Origin of the sequence: Blastococcus sp. TML/M2B (assembly GCF_016612865.1) — a bacterium.
GTDB lineage: Bacteria > Actinomycetota > Actinomycetes > Mycobacteriales > Geodermatophilaceae > Blastococcus.
On sequence record NZ_JAENZZ010000001.1, the window covers coordinates 1,645,884 to 1,660,025 of the forward strand.

The window sequence follows — 14,142 nt, forward strand, 5'->3', positions numbered from 1 at the left end:
CGTCGCCCGCGGCGCGTCGGTGCGTGTCGGCGGCAGCAACTCAGCAGTCGGCCGGGGGCGATCGGCGGGGAGGCGGACGGCGGGGAGAAGTGGGGTCGGGCCCGAGGGCGGAGCCGCTGGTCAGTGCCGGAGCCCGGGCGTAGCGTCCGCGCATGGGCCTGCCGGTGCTCCTGGCCGTGGACGACGACGCGCCGGTCCTCGCCGCGGTCGAGCGGGACCTGCGCGACCGGTACGCCGAGCGGTACCAGGTGATGACGGCGGGCTCCGGGGAGCAGGCGCTGGACCTGCTGCGCCGGCTGCGGCTGCGCGAGGAGCCGGTCGCCCTGCTGCTGGTCGACCAGCGGATGCCCGGGATGACCGGCACCGACCTGCTCACCGCGTCCCGGCGGGTGTACCCGGACGCGCGGCGGGTGCTGCTCACCGCCTACGCCGACACCGATGCCGCCATCCGGGCGATCAACGACGCCGGCGTGGAGCACTACCTGCTCAAGCCCTGGGACCCGCCGGAGGACCGGCTCTACCCGGTGCTGGACGACCTGCTGGAGACCTGGCGGCGGCCGGCGCCGACGGCGAACCTGCGGCTGATCGGCGACCGCTGGTCGCCCGACTCGCACGAGCTGCGCCAGTTCCTCGCCCGCAACCTGGTGCCCTACCGCTGGCTGGACGTCGAGTCCGACCCGCAGGCCCGCGAGCTGCTCGACCTGGCCGGCACCGGCGCCGGCGAGCTGCCCGTCCTGGTGCTCGACGACGGCGAGGTGCTGACCCGCCCCGACCTGCACGACATCGCCGCCCGCATCGGGCTGCACGTGCGGGCCGAGCGGGACGCCTACGACCTGGTCATCGCCGGCGCCGGCCCGGCCGGGCTGGCCGCGGCCGTCTACGGCGCCTCCGAGGGGCTGACCACCCTGCTGCTGGAGTGCAGCGCCCCGGGAGGGCAGGCGGGCACCACGAGCCGGATCGAGAACTACCTCGGCTTCCCGGTCGGGCTCTCCGGCGCCGACCTCACCCTGCGCGCCCGCGAGCAGGCGACCCGCTTCGGGGCGGAGATGCTGGTGCCGACGGAGGCGGTCGGGCTGGTGCGCGCCGACCCGTACTCGGTGGTCACCCTGGCCGACGGCGGGGAGGTGAGCGCCGCGGCCCTCGTCGTCGCCTCCGGCGTGAGCTACCGAACCCTCGACGTCCCGGGCGCCGCCGAGCTGACCGGCCGGGGCGTCTACTACGGCGCCGGCCGCGCGGAGGCCGCCGACCACGAGGGCGGCCGGGTGTTCGTGGTGGGCGGCGGCAACTCCGCCGGTCAGGCCGCGCTCTTCCTCGCAGCCTTCGCCGCCGAGGTGACGATCCTGGTCCGCGGCCCGGACCTGGCGACCACCATGTCGCGCTACCTGACCGACCGGATCGAGGCCTCCGACCGGATCACGGTCGTGCCCCGGACGGAGGTCGCCGGAGCCGTCGGTGGGCACCGGCTGGAGGCCCTCCGGCTGCGCAGCGGCACCGAGGAGCACGAGGTGCCCGCGGACGCCGTCTTCGTCTTCATCGGGCAGGCGCCGCGCACCGGCTGGCTGGACGGCGCGGTGCGGCGGGACGCCCGGGGCTTCGTGCTCACCGGCGCCGACCTCGGCACCCCGCCGCCGGACTGGCCGCTGGCGGTCCCGGCCGCTGCCGCTGGAGACCTCGGTGCCGCGGGTGTTCGCCGCGGGGGACGTGCGCGCCGGCTCGGTGAAGCGGATCGCCTCGGCGGTGGGCGAGGGCGCGATGGCGGTGAGCTTCGCCCACGAGCGGCTGGCGGGGCGGTGACCACCCCGGCCGGCGACGTCGCCGCCGCGCTGCGCAGCTCCACGATCTTCGCGCAGCTGCCGGAGGCCGACCTCGCCGAGCTCGCGGCCGGCGGGCGCACCCTGGAGGTGCCCGCGGGCACGGTGCTCATGGCCGAGGGGGCGCCGTCGGACGCGATGATCGTCGTCCTCGAGGGGCAGGTCGAGGTCACCCGGGACGGCGGGGGCGGCCCGCCGGTGCTGCTCAACCTGTGCACCCGGGGCGACCTGCTGGGCGAGCTGGGCGTGCTGCAGCGGGTGCCGCGGTCGGCGACGGTGCGGGCGCGCACCGCGGCCCGGGTGCAGCGGATCGACGTCGACGCCCTGGACCGGCTGCTGGCCCACCCGCACTCCGCGCGGGCGCTGCTCCAGGCCACCGCCCGCCGGCTGGCCCGGGAGGAGGCGCTGCTCCGGCAGCGCGAGCGGATGGCCGCGCTGGGCGCGCTCTCCGCCGGCCTGCTGCACGAGATCAACAACCCGGCCGCGGCGGTCCGGCGCAGCGCCGGCCGGCTCCGGGCGCTGCTCGCGGAGGACGCCGCGCCCGGCCCGCTGCACGGGCTGGCCGGGCCGCCGCCCGCGGACGCCCTGGACCGGGCCGACGCCGCCACCGCCCTGGCCGGCGTGCTGGCGCGCGCGGCCCCGGGCCTGGGCCGGGCGGCGGCCCAGCAGCTGGCCGCGGCCGGCGTCGCCGCGCCCGCTCTGGAGGCGGCGCTCCAGGCGCTCCCGGCGGAGCGGCGCGCCACCGAGGTGCGGCGGTTCCTGCGCCTGCGCGAGGCCGACGACCTGCTGGAGGAGCTGGCGACCGGTGCCGAGCACCTGTCCCGCATCGTCACCGGGTTCCGCCCCCTGGCCTACTCCGCCGACCAGGGGCTCACCGAGGTCGACCTGCACGCCGGCCTCGACCAGGCGCTGGTCCTGCTCCGGCACAAGCTCCCGCCCGGGGTGCAGGTGGTGCGCGAGTTCGCCCCCGACGCCCGCGTGGTCCGCGGGCGACCGGCGGACCTCGCCCTGGTCTGGATCAACCTGCTCGACAACGCGGTCGCCGCGGTGGGGAAGGAGGGCACGATCACCGTCCGCACCTCGAGCGCCGGCGACCGGGTCGTCGTCGACGTCGAGAACACCGGCCCGCCGGTGCCGCCGGAGGTCGCCGACCGCGTCTTCGACGCCTTCTTCACCACCAAGGGCGTCGGCATCGGCACGGGCCTGGGCCTGACGACGTCGCTGGCGGTGGTCGCCCAGCAGCACCACGGCGAGCTGACGCTCGGCTCGGCCGACGGCGTCACCCGCGCCCGCGTCGTGCTGCCCCGGGGCGACGACGGCCCGGCCTAGGGCACCGCCTCCAGCCAGCCGGTCCTGCCGTCGCCCGGCGAGCAGCCCGCGGCACAGCGCGGCGAGGTCCACCAGGCCGACGAGCACCCCGTCCTCCACGACCGGGGCGTAGGCGGCGGAGACCCGCAGCATCCGCTCGGCCGCCTCGGGCACGGGGGTGTCCGGGGCCAGCCCGACCATCTCCGGCAGCTCCAGGTCCACCAGCCGGGTCTGCTCGAGGTCGCGCCCGTCGGCGACGGCCTGGGTGACGTCGCCGTCGCAGACCAGGGTGGCCGGCACCCGGGAGGCGCCGTCGGTGAGCACCACGAGCACGTTGTCGTGCGACCGCTTCATCAGGTACGCGGCCGCGGCGACGTGCGCCGTGCGCTCCACCGTCGTCATCGCCGAGCGCATGACGTCGCGCACCACGGGGTCGGGGGTGGGGGTCATGCCGGGCTCCTCGTCGTCGTCCGGTCGCGCTGCGGTCAGCGCCTCCGGCGGGTGGGTGCGCCCGCTCCCGACCGGGGAGCGGGGCGCGGGACGGGCAGGGTCAGCAGGTAGGCCTCGACCGGCTCGGCCTTGCCCTTGACCCGCAGCTCGGGGGTCGGGGCGAGCGCGGCGTCGTCGCCCAGCAGGGCCCGGGTCCGCTCGCCGACCAGCACGCCGCCCACCGGCGCGGCCGCCTGCAACCGGGCGGCGACGTTCACCGTGTCGCCGACGGCGGCGTAGACGACGTAGCCGCGGCCGCCCATCTCGGAGACGACGACGGGGCCGCTGTTGACCCCGACCCGGAGCTCCGGCCAGTCGTCGTGGTCGCGCCGGATGGCGGCCACCTCGTCCTGCAGCGCCGCCGCGGCGCCGACCGCACGGCGGGCGTGATCGGGCTGGTCGCCGCGGCGGTTGAAGGTGGCGAAGATGCCGTCGCCGGTGAACTTCTCCACCTCGCCGCCGAACCGGCGGGAGACCAGCGGCGTCGCCACCTCGTAGTAGGCGCGCAGCATCGCGGCGACCTCGGCGGGGTCGCGGTCCTCGGCCGAAGGTCGTGTACCCGGCCAGGTCGCCGACGAGGACCGACACCTCCTGCCGCTGCTCACGGGTGGCCGGCAGGTACAGCGGGCGGAACCGCTCCTCCCGCCACTCGCGCCGCGCGGCGGCGAAGACCAGCAGGAACCCGGCGACGATGATCGCGTGCCACACCCACCAGGAGGGGTGGAACTTGCGCTCCCCGGCGGCGGCCACGCCCAGGAGCGCCTCGGCCAGCAGCACGTAGCAGACGACGACGCTGACCACGAGGAACCCGAGCCGCTCGCGGTGCACCCACCACAGGCGCGCGGCGGCGCACACGTAGGCGAGCGCGGCGGTGCCGGCGGCGATCTCCAGCGCGTCACCGCTGGGGCCCTCGCCGGTGATGACGTCGATCGGCGGCCAGTTGCCCAGCGACCAGATCCCCCACAGCACCAGCGCACCGACGACGGCGGCGCGCAGCCACGGCCGGGCGCGCATGACCGCCGGCCCGGCCCACGGGCGGATGTCGACGTAGGCCGACGCCAGGGCGAACGGGGCGGCGACGAGCAGCCCGACGGTGATCGCCACCGTGTAGCCGGGCAGCGACTCGTGGGTCAGCACGTGCTGGGTGCCCGCCGCGTGCAGGGCCATGAACCCGCTGACCGTGAGGAACGCCAGCGAGAGCAGCAGGACGCGGGCGTCACCCCGGGCGCGGGCGGCCTCCCCGGTCACCACCGAGAGGCTGGCCGCCACGAAGCCGACGACGAGGAAGAAGACGAAGTGCAGCGGCGCGCTGGTCCAGTGGACGGCGGCGTAGTCCGGCTTCAGCAGGAAGACCATGCCCGCGGCGGGCAGGAGCAGCCCGGCGACGACGGCCACGGTGCCGGGCCGGAGCCACCCCGGGGCACGGCGCGCGGGCGCCGTCGCCCGCCCGCCCGCAGCGGGAGGGCGGTCGGCCTCGTCCTGCGCGGGTGCGCGCCCGGCCGGGTCCACCGCGCCACTGTGCGTCGGCGCCGCACGCCGGTGCCAGGGTCTTTCGGCCGCGGGGCTCAGCCCAGCCGGGCCAGCTGCTCCGGGGTCAGCTCGAGCTCGGCGGCCTGCGCCGAGTCCTGGACGGAGGCCGCGCGGGACGCGCCCGGGATCGGGACGACGACGTCGGCCTGCGCCAGGTGCCAGGCCAGCGCGACGCGGTACACGGAGACGTCGAGCTCGGTGGCCAGCTCGGCGAAGGCCGGGGCGTCGGCGTCCAGCGAGCCGGCCGCGCCGACCCCGCCGAACGGGCTCCACGGGAGGAACGCCAGCCCGTGCGCGGCGCAGTGCGCCAGCTCGCCGGCCGAGTGCCGCCAGCCGGGGGAGAACTGGTTCTGCACGCTCACGAAGGCGTCGCCGACGATCGCCCGGGCCGCGTCGATCTGCGCGATGTCCGCGTTGGAGACGCCGACCATCCGCACCAGGCCGTCGTCGGCCAGGGCACGCAGCGCGCCCATCGACTCCTCCCACGGCGTCGACGGGTCGGGCCGGTGGTACTGGTACAGCCCGATCGCCTCCACGCCCAGCCGGCGCAGCGAGTCCTCGCAGGCACGGCGGAGGTAGGCGGGGGAGCCGTCCAGCCCCCAGTCGGTGCCCGAGCGGGTGTGCCCGCCCTTGGTCGCCACGAGCACGTCGGCGGCGCCGGGCCCGTAGGAGGCCAGCGCCTCGGCCACCAGCGACTCGTTGTGCCCGAACTCCGCCTCGTCGCGGGAGTAGGCGTCGGCGGTGTCGACCAGGGTCACCCCGGCGTCCAGGGCGGCGTGGACGACGCCGACCGCCTCCTCGCGGGAGGGCCGGGGCCGCTTGGTGGACAGGGGCATCGCCCCCAGCCCGATGGCGCTGACGGACAGGGTCCCGATGCGTCGCTGCTGCACGGGGGGTGTCGTGCCCCGCGGGTAGCGTCGCAACCGTGACATCGCTGTTCGACCCGGCTCCGGACGAGCAGGGTGCGCCCGCCGTCGACCCGGGTGCCCCGCTGGCCGTGCGCATGCGGCCACGGTCGCTCGACGAGGTGGTCGGCCAGCAGCACCTGCTCGGCGCACGCGCCCCGCTGCGCCGGCTGGTGGAGTCCGACGAGCCGATGTCGCTGGTGCTCTACGGCCCGCCCGGCACGGGCAAGACCACCCTGGCGCACGTCATCTCGCTGGCCACCAAGCGGCAGTTCGTGCAGCTCTCCGCGCTGGACTCCGGGGTCAAGGAGGTGCGCGCGGTCATCCAGAGCGCCAAGCGCGAGCTGACCTTCTCCGGGCGCCGCACCGTGCTGTTCATCGACGAGGTGCACCGCTTCTCCAAGACCCAGCAGGACAGCCTGCTCTCCGCGGTCGAGGACCGGATCGTCAGCCTCATCGCGGCCACCACCGAGAACCCGTTCTTCTCCGTGGTCAGCCCGCTGCTGTCGCGCAGCCTGGTCCTGGCCCTCCAGCCGCTGGACGACGACGACGTCCGCACGCTGCTGCACCGGGCGCTCACCAGCGACCGGGGGCTGGACGGCGCGGTGACGCTCAGCGCCGAGGCCGAGGAGCACCTGGTGCGCATCGCCGGGGGTGACGGCCGCAAGGCGCTGACCGCGCTGGAGTCCGGCGCCGGCGCCGCGCAGGCGGTGGGGGCCACCGAGATCGACCTGGCCACGCTGGAGACCGCCGTCGCCCAGGCCGCGGTGCGCTACGACCGGCAGGGCGACCAGCACTACGACGTCGCCAGTGCCTTGATCAAGAGCATCCGCGGCAGCGACGTCGACGCCGCCATGCACTACCTGGCCCGCATGGTCGAGGCCGGGGAGGACCCGCGCTTCATCGCCCGGCGGCTGGTGATCTCCGCCAGCGAGGACATCGGGATGGCCGATCCGACGGCGCTGCTCACCGCGGTCGCGGCCGCCGACGCGGTCGCCTTCATCGGCATGCCCGAGGGGCACTTCCCGCTGGCGCAGGCCGTCGTCCACCTGGCCACCGCACCGAAGTCCGACGCCGTCACCAAGGCGATCGGCGAGTCGGTGCGCGACGTCCGGGCGGGGCTGGCCGGGCCGGTGCCACCCGGGCTGCGCGACGGTCACTACGCCGGGGCGAAGAAGCTCGGGCACGCCCAGACCTACGTCTACCCGCACAGCCACCCCGACGGCGTCGTCCCGCAGCAGTACCCGCCGGACGCGCTGGTCGGCAAGGACTACTACCGGCCCACCGGCCGGGGTGCGGAAGCCCGGCTGGGGGAGCGGCTGGCCAAGCTCCGGGCGATCATCCGGCGCGGTCGCTGACCGAACTGCCGATGACGGGCGGGGACGGGAACGGTCGACCGGCCCCGCGACTACTGTGACCACTCCCGGGCGGAGCCTCGCCGAGACCTTCAGAACAGGAGCACGTGTGTCCGCAGGAGAGATCGCCGGGCTGGTCGCAGCCGGGGCGCTGGTGCTGCTGGTGGTGCTGGTCGCCGTCCCGCTGCTCAAGCTCGGCCGCACGCTCGACGAGACCACGCTGACCATCCGGCAGGTCCGCGAGCAGAGCGCGCCGATCCTGACCCAGGCCAGCACCACGGTCACCCACGTGAACAGCAACCTCGAGCGGGTCGACGACATCACCGGCAACGCCGCCAACGTGTCGAGCAACGTCGCCGCGCTGACCAGCGTCGTGGCCGCCACGCTCGGCAGCCCGCTGATCAAGGTCGCCGCGTTCTCCTACGGCGTGCGCAGCGCCGCCCGCAAGAAGCGCGAGGGCGAGGCGCTCGCCGAGATCGCGCGCCGGGACAAGGAGGCGCGTCGCGCCCGTCGGTCCGCGCGGCGGGCCGCCTGATGCGCCGGCTGTTCTGGCTGGCCATGGGCGTCACCATCGGCGCCCTCGTCGTCCGCAAGCTCGGCCGGGCCGCGGAGAAGATGACCCCCGCGGGCATCGGCGCCTCGATCGCCGACGGCCTGCGCGACCTCGCCGACGCGATCGGCGACTTCGGCGCCGACGTCCGCGACGCGATGGCCGAGCGCGAGCAGGAGCTGCGCGCCGGCACGGGCCTGGACTCCCCGCTGCCCACCGGCGACCAGGTGCGGCTGCCCGGCCGCGGCGCGCACAGCGCCGAGTGACATGGCCCCCTCCTGACCTCCCGGGCCGGGGCACGCCGCCCCGGTCCGGCCCCGACCGCCGACCTGAGAAGACCTGATGCAGACCGCCGAGATCCGCCGCCGCTTCCTGGAGCACTTCGCCGCGCGCGGCCACACCGTCGTCCCCAGCGCGTCGCTGGTGTCCCCGGACCCGTCGCTGCTGTTCACCGTGGCGGGCATGGTGCCGTTCATCCCGTACCTGACCGGCCGCGAGCCCGCGCCCTACCCGCGGGCCACCAGCGTGCAGAAGTGCGTCCGCACCCTCGACATCGAGGAGGTGGGCAAGACCACCCGCCACGGCACGTTCTTCCAGATGAACGGCAACTTCTCCTTCGGCGACTACTTCAAGGAAGGCGCCATCCAGCACGCCTGGGAGCTGCTCACCGGCTCGGTCGACGACGGCGGCCTGGGCTTCGACCCCGACCGGCTCTGGGTCACCGTCTACCTGGACGACGACGAGGCCGCCGAGGCCTGGCACCGCATCGCGGGGCTGCCGGTCGAGCGGATCCAGCGGCTGGGCAAGAAGGACAACTACTGGCACACGGGAGCGGCCGGCCCCGGCGGTCCGTGCTCGGAGATCTACTACGACCGCGGCCCGGAGTTCGGGCCCGAGGGCGGTCCGCTCGTCGACACCGCGGGCGACCGGTTCCTGGAGATCTGGAACCTCGTCTTCATGCAGTACGAGCTCACCGACGTGCGCAGCAAGGAGGAGTTCACCGTCGTCGGTGAGCTGCCGAACAAGAACATCGACACCGGCATGGGCCTGGAGCGGGTGGCCTACCTGCTCCAGGGCGTCGACAACATGTACGAGATCGACGAGGTCGCGCCGGTGCTGCGCAAGGCCGCCGAGCTGGCCGGCGTCACCTACGGCAAGGACCGGGACGCCGACGTCCGGCTGCGCGTGGTCGCCGACCACGTGCGCAGCGGTCTCATGCTCATCGGGGACGGCGTCACGCCGGGCAACGAGGGCCGCGGGTACATCCTGCGCCGGCTGCTGCGCCGCGCGGTCCGCTCGATGAAGCTGCTCGGCGTCGACGACGCGACGCTGCCCGAGCTGCTGCCGGTCTCGCGCGACGCGATGAGCGCCAGCTACCCCGAGCTCGCCACCGACTTCGACCGGATCTCGTCGGTCGCCTACGCGGAGGAGGAGGCGTTCCGCCGCACCCTCACCTCCGGGACGGCGCTGTTCGACACCGCGGTGGCGCAGGCCAAGCAGGCGGGCACCCCGACGCTCTCGGGCGACCAGGCGTTCAGCCTGCACGACACCTTCGGCTTCCCGATCGACGTCACCCTCGAGATGGCCGCCGAGCAGGGCGTGACGGTCGACGAGGCGGGCTTCCGCGCGCTGATGCAGGAGCAGCGCGACCGGGCCCGCGCCGACGCCCGCGCCAAGCGCACCGGCTCGGTCGACGTCCTCGCCTACCGGAAGCTGCTGGCCGACCACGGGCCCACCGACTGGCAGGCCTACGAGACGCTGCGCACCGACTCCCGGGTGCTCGGCCTGGTCTCCGAGGCCGACGACGAGGCCCCGCGCCCGGCCGGCCCCGGCGAGATCACCCGCGTGGTCCTGGACCGGACGCCGTTCTACGCCGAGTCCGGTGGCCAGGTCGCCGACGCCGGCATCCTCACCTGGGACGGCGGCCGCGCCGAGGTCATCGACGTGCAGCGCCCGGTCAAGGGCCTGGTCGCCCACCAGGTGCGCGTCCTCGAGGGCGAGCTGCACCTCGGCACCGAGCTGACCGCCGAGGTCGACCACGAGTGGCGGATCTCCGCCTGCCAGGCGCACTCGGGCACGCACGTCGTGCACGCCGCGCTGCGCCAGGTGCTCGGCCCGCAGGCCCTGCAGTCGGGCTCCTACAACCGGCCGGGCTACCTGCGGCTGGACTTCGCCTGGCAGGGCGCGCTCACCCAGCAGCAGCGCACCGACATCGAGGACGTCGCGAACGCCGCGGTGCGGGCCGACCACGCGGTCTCCGCCTCCTGGATGACGCTGCCCGAGGCGCGCGCGTTCGGCGCGCTGGCGCTGTTCGGCGAGACCTACGGCGAGCAGGTGCGCGTCGTCGAGATCGGCGGCCCCTGGTCGCGCGAGCTGTGCGGTGGCACCCACGTGCGGGGCAGCGCGCAGATCGGGACGCTGGCGCTGACCGGCGAGTCCTCGGTCGGCTCGGGCGCACGTCGCGTCGAGGCGGTCGTGGGCCTGGAGGGCTTCCGCTACCTCGCCCGCGAGCGCGACCTCGTCCGCCAGCTCGCCGAGCTGCTCAAGACCCCGCAGGACGGGCTGGTCGAGCGGGTCGGCGGCATGCTGTCGCGGCTGCGCGAGGTCGACCGCGAGCTCGCCGAGCTGCGCGGCCAGCAGACCCTCGCCGCGGCCGGTCAGCTGGCCGGCGCCGCGCGCGACGTCGGCGGGGTCGCCGTCGTCACCGGCGCCCCCGCGGGGCTGGCCGGCGGCGACCTGCGCACCCTGGCGCTCGACGTCCGCGGCCGGCTGGGCGAGCGCCCGGCCGTCGTGCTGCTCGCGTCGGAGTCCGGTGGCAAGGTGGCTCTCGTCGCGGCGCTGAACCCGGCCGCCCTCGCGCAGGGGCTGTCGGCCAACGACGTGTTGAAGGCCGCGGCGGGTCCCGTCGGCGGTCGAGGTGGCGGAAAGGCAGACGTCGCCCAGGGGGGCGGCACCGACGCTGCAGGGATCCCCGCCGCGTTGCAGGCCGGCGAACAGGCGGTTGCGGCCGCCACGGGAAGGTGAGCACCGTGCCCACGAGCGACGACCACGGTTCCGAGTACAACCCCGACGACACCGGTCCGGTCGGGGGACGGCGGCGCGAGCTGCCGGCCGTCCCCCCGGCCCGGCCGCGTCCGCCGGCGGGTCAGCCGACGTACCACCCGACGACCGAGATCGACCTGAGCCAGGGGTTCCCGCCCGTCACGAACGAGACGACGGAGATCGACCTGTCCGGGGGCTGGCCGGCGCACCTCAAGGTGCCGCCGAAGCCGGCCGCGCCGTCGGGCCGGGTGCTCGGCGTCGACGTCGGCACCGTGCGGGTCGGGCTGGCCCTGTCCGACCCGACCGGCACCCTGGCCAGCCCGCTGGAGACGGTCCAGCGGGCCAAGGACGGCGCCGATCTGGACCGTCTCGCCGCCCTCGTGGTGGAACACGAGGTGACCGAGGTGGTGGTGGGGGAGCCGAGGCACCTGTCGGGTGCGTCGGGGGCGTCCGCGGCAGACGCCAGTGCTTACTCTCAGGCACTGGCCGACCGCATAGCGGAGGTGCCCGTGTACCTGATCGACGAAAGGCTCTCGACCGTGACCGCAGCCAGCCACCTGCGCCAAGGCGGCATCGACAGCCGCCGCCAGCGCTCGGTGATCGACCAGGCCGCCGCCGTCGTGATCCTGCAGCAGTACCTGGACAGCCGGCGGGCGCGGCCCGTGACCGTGCCCGGTGGTCCGGGCGGGCGGGGGCGGCACTCCGCCGGGGACAGCACCGGCGGCCTCCCGTCCCTGCCCTGGACCGCCGGCCCGCCGGCCGCTCCCGGCACCGACCGCACCGGCCCGCTCCCCGAGCCGGCCTGGTGGTCCTACGGCTCCACCGATCACCCCGACCACCCGCGGGCCCGGCACTCGAGCGGCGACGACGACGTCCCCGAGCGGCGTGAGCCGGGCCGGCCGCACCCCTCGGCTCCGCTGCCGCCGATGCCCTCCGGCGTCTGGGACCGGCTGCAGCCGCCCGCCGGGGGCACGCCCGACGACGACGCGACCGTCGCGCACCGGTTCGACCCGCACGAGGAGCACCCGCTGGACGGTGCTCGCGAGGCCGGCCGCACCGACGACGCCGGGCACCGCGACGACGACGGGCCCGACGACGCCGGGCACACCGCGCCGGCCCACCCCGCCGACGGCGACACCGATTCGTGGGACCGCACCGGCGGCCTCGAGGTCATCGGCTCCTCCGACGACCCCCACCACGACGAGTTCCACGACGACCACCACGACGACGACCGGTTCGGCGACGACTCCCACGACCACGCCGGCGCGGCGCCCGCGCGCCGCCGCGGCCGCCGCCGGCGCCGTCCCGTCGCGGTGCTGCTCAGCCTGCTGGTGCTCGGCGGGCTGGTCGCCGGGATCGTGCTCGGCGTCCAGGCGCTCATGGGCCTGACCGAGGCCGAGGACTACACCGGCACCGGCACCGGCACCGTCGAGGTCCGCGTCGCCCAGGGCGACACGCTGAGCGACATCGCCCGGACGCTGGCCGACGCCGACGTGATCGCCTCGACCCGGCCGTTCGTCGACGCCGCCGACGGTCGCCCGGAGGCCACCGGCATCCAGCCCGGCCTCTACTCCCTGCGTTCGCAGATGAGCGGCCAGGCCGCGCTGGACCTGCTGCTCGACCCCAGCTCGCGGCTGCTCTCCCCCGTGACCATCCCCGAGGGGCTCACCGTCGCGCGGGTGCTCGACCGCATCGCCACCGAGACGGGGCGGCCCATGGAGGAGCTCCAGGCGGCCGCGTCGGACGGCGCCGCGCTCGGGCTGCCCGCCTACGCCAACGGCCAGCTGGAGGGCTACCTCTTCCCGGCCACCTACGACGTCGAGCCCGGCCAGTCGGCCGTCGAGGTGCTGCGCGCGATGGTGCAGCAGTTCACCAAGGTCGCCGCCGACCTCCAGCTCGAGGCGCGGGCGGCGGCCGCCGGCCGGACCCCGGCGGAGGTCGTCACGGTCGCCTCGATGATCCAGTCGGAGACGCGGCTGGACGCGGAGCGGCCCGACGTCGCCCAGGTCATCTACAACCGCATGGCGCAGGGCATCCCGCTCGGCATCGACGCCACGCTCGCCTTCGGGCTGGGCAAGAGCGGCAACGACCTCACCGTCTCCGACCTGCGCACCGACAGCCCGTTCAACACCCGCACGCGCACCGGCCTGCCGCCCACGGCGATCAGCTCCCCGGGCGAGGAGAGCCTGGAGGCGGCGCTCGCGCCGAGCTCGGGCGACCTCCTGTACTACGTGCTGCAGAACTCCGACGGGGCGCACTTCTTCACCGACGACTACGCCGAGTTCCAGGCCGCCCGGCAGCGGTGCGCCGACGCAGGCCTCGGCTGCGGTGGCTGAGCGGCCCGGCCGGGCCGCGGTGCTGGGCCGGCCGGTCTCGCACTCGCTCTCCCCGCTGCTGCACCGCGCGGCCTACGCCGCCCTCGGCCTGGACGGCTGGCGCTACGACGCGCTGGACGTCGGGCCCGAGGACCTGCCGGAGCTGCTGGCCGGCCTGGACGAGGAGTGGCGCGGCTTCTCGGTGACGATGCCCTGCAAGCAGGCGGCCGTCGACGTCGCCGACGTGGTCGAGCCGCTGCCGCGGCTGCTGCACGCGGCCAACACCCTGGTCCGGGAGGAGCGGGGGTGGCGCGCGGAGAACACCGACGTCGCGGGCATCGGCACCGCGCTCCAGGTCGCCGGGGTCGACTCGGTGGACCGGGCGGCCGTGCTCGGTGCCGGCGGGACGGCCGCGGCGGCCGCGGTGGCGCTCGCCTCGCTGGGCGCCCGGCACGTCGACGTCGTCGTCCGGGAGCCGGCCCGCGCCCAGGACCTGGTGCGCGTGCTCGACGTCCTGCAGGTGCCGGTGACGGTGTCGCCGCTGGAGGGCGCCGTCGTCGACGCGCCGGTGGTCGTGAGCACCGTCCCGGTGGCCGGCCAGCCCGCGGTCAGCGCCCTGCCGTGGCGCGCCGGGCAGACCGTCCTCGACGTCCTCTACGTGCCCTGGCCCACGCCGCTGGCCGAGCGGGTGACCGCCGCCGGCGGCACGGTCATCGGCGGCGCCGAGGTGCTGTTCTGGCAGGCCACCGTCCAGGTCGAGCTGATGACCGGCCGGCCCGCGCCGATCGCGGAGATGCGCCGCGCCCTGGACGCCGCGCTCTCCGCCGCCTGACCCCA

Annotated in this window: 9 protein-coding genes and 1 pseudogene; 7 read left to right on the top strand and 3 right to left on the bottom strand. The window is 75.9% G+C overall.

What is annotated here, in order from left to right:
* Positions 1–152 precede the first annotated feature (152 nt).
* Positions 153–3,140 (top strand): FAD-dependent oxidoreductase, encoded by a 2,988-nt coding sequence (locus JKP75_RS20905; RefSeq protein ID WP_242472828.1) that lies wholly within the window; start codon positions 153–155, stop codon positions 3,138–3,140.
* Positions 3,141–3,200: 60 nt separating this feature from the next.
* Here JKP75_RS20905 and JKP75_RS24445 read toward each other — a convergent pair.
* The 3 genes and pseudogenes from JKP75_RS24445 to JKP75_RS08055 form a co-directional block, all read right to left on the bottom strand.
* Positions 3,201–3,569 (bottom strand): annotated as a pseudogene (locus JKP75_RS24445) (CBS domain-containing protein); the annotation flags it as partial.
* A gap of 35 nt (positions 3,570–3,604) precedes the next feature.
* Positions 3,605–4,585 carry an adenylate/guanylate cyclase domain-containing protein gene (locus JKP75_RS23760; RefSeq protein ID WP_309229640.1) on the bottom strand — a complete coding sequence of 327 codons (981 nt, stop codon included), beginning with the start codon at positions 4,583–4,585 and terminating at the stop codon, positions 3,605–3,607.
* A gap of 588 nt (positions 4,586–5,173) precedes the next feature.
* Positions 5,174–6,028 carry an aldo/keto reductase gene (locus tag JKP75_RS08055; protein ID WP_200492916.1) on the bottom strand — a complete coding sequence of 285 codons (855 nt, stop codon included), beginning with the start codon at positions 6,026–6,028 and terminating at the stop codon, positions 5,174–5,176.
* 35 nt (positions 6,029–6,063) lie between these two features.
* Between JKP75_RS08055 and JKP75_RS08060 the strand changes: the two genes are divergently transcribed.
* From JKP75_RS08060 to JKP75_RS08085, 6 genes are all read left to right on the top strand, one after another.
* Complete coding sequence (locus tag JKP75_RS08060) at positions 6,064–7,401, top strand: replication-associated recombination protein A (protein ID WP_200491868.1); 1,338 nt, start codon at positions 6,064–6,066, stop codon at positions 7,399–7,401.
* A gap of 106 nt (positions 7,402–7,507) precedes the next feature.
* Positions 7,508–7,933 carry a DUF948 domain-containing protein gene (locus JKP75_RS08065; protein WP_200491867.1) on the top strand — a complete coding sequence of 142 codons (426 nt, stop codon included), beginning with the start codon at positions 7,508–7,510 and terminating at the stop codon, positions 7,931–7,933.
* A complete protein-coding gene (locus JKP75_RS08070) occupies positions 7,933–8,214 on the top strand; it encodes a hypothetical protein (protein WP_200491866.1) in 282 nt (93 codons plus the stop codon). The genes JKP75_RS08065 and JKP75_RS08070 overlap by 1 nt, the downstream gene beginning before the upstream one ends.
* 76 nt (positions 8,215–8,290) lie before the next feature.
* Positions 8,291–10,972, top strand: a complete 2,682-nt coding sequence (gene alaS, locus JKP75_RS08075; protein ID WP_200492917.1) for an alanine--tRNA ligase — start codon at positions 8,291–8,293, stop codon at positions 10,970–10,972.
* 5 nt (positions 10,973–10,977) lie between these two features.
* The gene (mltG, locus tag JKP75_RS08080; RefSeq protein ID WP_200492918.1) at positions 10,978–13,326 is read left to right on the top strand and encodes an endolytic transglycosylase MltG; all 2,349 of its coding nucleotides are present in this window, start codon (positions 10,978–10,980) and stop codon (positions 13,324–13,326) included.
* A complete protein-coding gene (locus tag JKP75_RS08085; protein ID WP_200491864.1) occupies positions 13,319–14,137 on the top strand; it encodes a shikimate dehydrogenase in 819 nt (272 codons plus the stop codon). The genes mltG and JKP75_RS08085 overlap by 8 nt, the downstream gene beginning before the upstream one ends.
* Positions 14,138–14,142: the final 5 nt, after the last annotated feature.

Bases quoted from the DNA above. Each gene is read 5' to 3' on its own strand.
- JKP75_RS20905 (WP_242472828.1), top strand. From the start codon at position 153: ATGGGCCTGCCGGTGCTCCTGGCCGTGGACGACGACGCGCCGGTCCTC.
- JKP75_RS08070 (WP_200491866.1), top strand. From the start codon at position 7,933: ATGCGCCGGCTGTTCTGGCTGGCCATGGGCGTCACCATCGGCGCCCTC.
- alaS (WP_200492917.1), top strand. From the start codon at position 8,291: ATGCAGACCGCCGAGATCCGCCGCCGCTTCCTGGAGCACTTCGCCGCG.